The following is a 2500-nucleotide window of genomic DNA, read 5'->3' as shown; positions in this document are numbered from 1 at the left end:
AAAGGGTCTGGATGACTTGTGGCTAGGGGTGAAAGGCTAATCAAACCTGGAGATAGCTGGTTCTCCGCGAAAGCTATTTAGGTAGCGCCTCGGACGAATACCCACGGGGGTAGAGCACTGCATGGATGATGGGGGCCCACAGCCTTACTGAGTCTAAGCAAACTCCGAATACCGTGGAGTACTATCCGGGAGACACACGGCGGGTGCTAACGTCCGTCGTGAAGAGGGAAACAACCCTGACCTGCAGCTAAGGCCCCTAATTCGTGGCTAAGTGGGAAAGCATGTGGGACGGCCAAAACAACCAGGATGTTGGCTTAGAAGCAGCCATCATTTAAAGATAGCGTAACAGCTCACTGGTCTAGACAAGCTGTCCTGCGGCGAAGATGTAACGGGGCTCAAGCCACGAGCCGAAGCTCAGGATGCACAGCGATGTGCGTGGTAGCGGAGCGTTCCGTGATACAGCTCATCATGTTGTATCCGTAGGGTGTGCATTCATTGCGCACCATGACGGTGACCAACATGGAGAGCTTTCTGTGAAGCCGGGCCGTAAGGCATCCGGTGGAGAGATCGGAAGCGAGAATGTTGACATGAGTAGCGACAAAGAGGGTGAGAGACCCTCTCGCCGAAAGTCCAAGGGTTCCTGCTTAAAGCTAATCTGAGCAGGGTAAGCCGGCCCCTAAGGCGAGGCCGAAAGGCGTAGTCGATGGGAACCAGGTTAATATTCCTGGGCCAGTGGGATGTGACGGATCGCAGGTGTAGTTCGGTCTTATCGGATTGACCGGGCTGCTGAGCGGTTCCTGGAAATAGCCCCACATCAGACCGTACCCGAAACCGACACAGGTGGACTGGTAGAGCATACCAAGGCGCTTGAGAGAACCACGTTAAAGGAACTCGGCAAAATGCTCCCGTAAGTTCGCGAGAAGGGAGCCCCATCAGTAGGCAACTATTGGTGGGGGGCACAAACCAGGGGGTGGCGACTGTTTACTTAAAACACAGGGCTGTGCGAAGCCGTAAGGCGACGTATACAGTCTGACGCCTGCCCGGTGCTGGAAGATTAAGAGGAGGGGTGCAAGCTCCGAATTGAAGTCCCAGTAAACGGCGGCCGTAACTATAACGGTCCTAAGGTAGCGAAATTCCTTGTCGGGTAAGTTCCGACCTGCACGAATGGCGTAACGATCTCCCCGCTGTCTCTAACGTGGACTCAGCGAAATTGAACTGTGTGTCAAGATGCACACTACCCGCGGTTAGACGGAAAGACCCCATGAACCTTTACTCCAGCTTTGCATTGGCAACAGGACTGTGATGTGCAGGATAGGTGGTAGGCATTGAAGCGGGGACGCCAGTTCTCGTGGAGCCACCCTTGAGATACCACCCTTCGCCGTCTTGTTGTCTAACCGCGACCCGTTATCCGGGCCCGGGACCGTGCATGGTGGGGAGTTTGACTGGGGCGGTCGCCTCCCAAACAGTAACGGAGGCGCGCGATGGTTGGCTCAGAGCGGTCGGAAATCGCTCGTTGAGTGCAATGGCAGAAGCCAGCCTGACTGCAAGACTGACAAGTCGAGCAGAGACGAAAGTCGGTCATAGTGATCCGGTGGTCCCAAGTGGGAGGGCCATCGCTCAACGGATAAAAGGTACTCTGGGGATAACAGGCTGATGATGCCCAAGAGTCCATATCGACGGCATCGTTTGGCACCTCGATGTCGGCTCATCTCATCCTGGGGCTGGAGCAGGTCCCAAGGGTATGGCTGTTCGCCATTTAAAGAGGTACGTGAGCTGGGTTTAGAACGTCGTGAGACAGTTCGGTCCCTATCTGCCGTGGGTGCAGGAGACTTGAGAAGAGTTGACCCTAGTACGAGAGGACCGGGTTGAACGCTCCACTGGTGGACCAGTTGTCGTGCCAACGGCAGTGCTGGGTAGCTATGAGCGGACAGGATAACCGCTGAAGGCATCTAAGCGGGAAGCCCCCTTCAAAACAAGGTCTCCCTTGAGGGCCGTGGAAGACCACCACGTCGATAGGCCAGAGGTGTAAGCGCAGCAATGCGTTCAGCTGACTGGTACTAATTGCCCGATTGGCTTGATCTGATCCGGTAACAGCAAGGCAAAGGTGCGCAATGAATGCACACCCTACGCCTTCACGGATCGTCAGAAGCACGTAAAACACGTGACGAAACCTGGAACAACACTGATGTTTGGGCGGCCTCGCTCCTCGAGGTCCCGGGTCAAGCCCGGGACGGAGAAGAGACCGGGCCCGCCCGGTCTCTTCTCCGGTCTGGTGGTCATAGCGGGCACAAAACTCCCGATCCCATCCCGAACTCGGCCGATAAGTGTGCCTGCGCCAATGGTACTGCGTCTCAAGACGTGGGAGAGTAGGTCACCGCCAGACCTGAAAAGAGACACCTCCCTCAAAACGATGAAAACCCACCCGATCGCAGCACAAAGCCCTCGGGAACAGACGCGGGGTGGAGCAGCCCGGTAGCTCGTCAGGCTCATAACCTGAAGG

Annotated in this window: 2 rRNA genes (1 of these 2 cut by a window edge); both read left to right on the top strand. The window is 56.1% G+C overall.

Features of this window, described 5'->3' with window-relative positions:
• Positions 1–2082: ribosomal RNA gene (locus G8O29_RS17960) — 23S ribosomal RNA — on the top strand; it begins 833 nt to the left of the window's first position.
• A 186-nt stretch (positions 2083–2268) separates the two neighbouring features.
• Positions 2269–2383: ribosomal RNA gene (gene rrf / locus G8O29_RS17955) — 5S ribosomal RNA — on the top strand.
• Positions 2384–2500: the final 117 nt, after the last annotated feature.

This window comes from Rhodobacter calidifons (assembly GCF_011174775.1).
Classification (GTDB): Bacteria; Pseudomonadota; Alphaproteobacteria; order Rhodobacterales; family Rhodobacteraceae; genus Tabrizicola; species Tabrizicola calidifons.
Note: the sequence above shows the minus strand (reverse complement) of the source record. Positions and strands in the feature narration are given on the sequence as shown.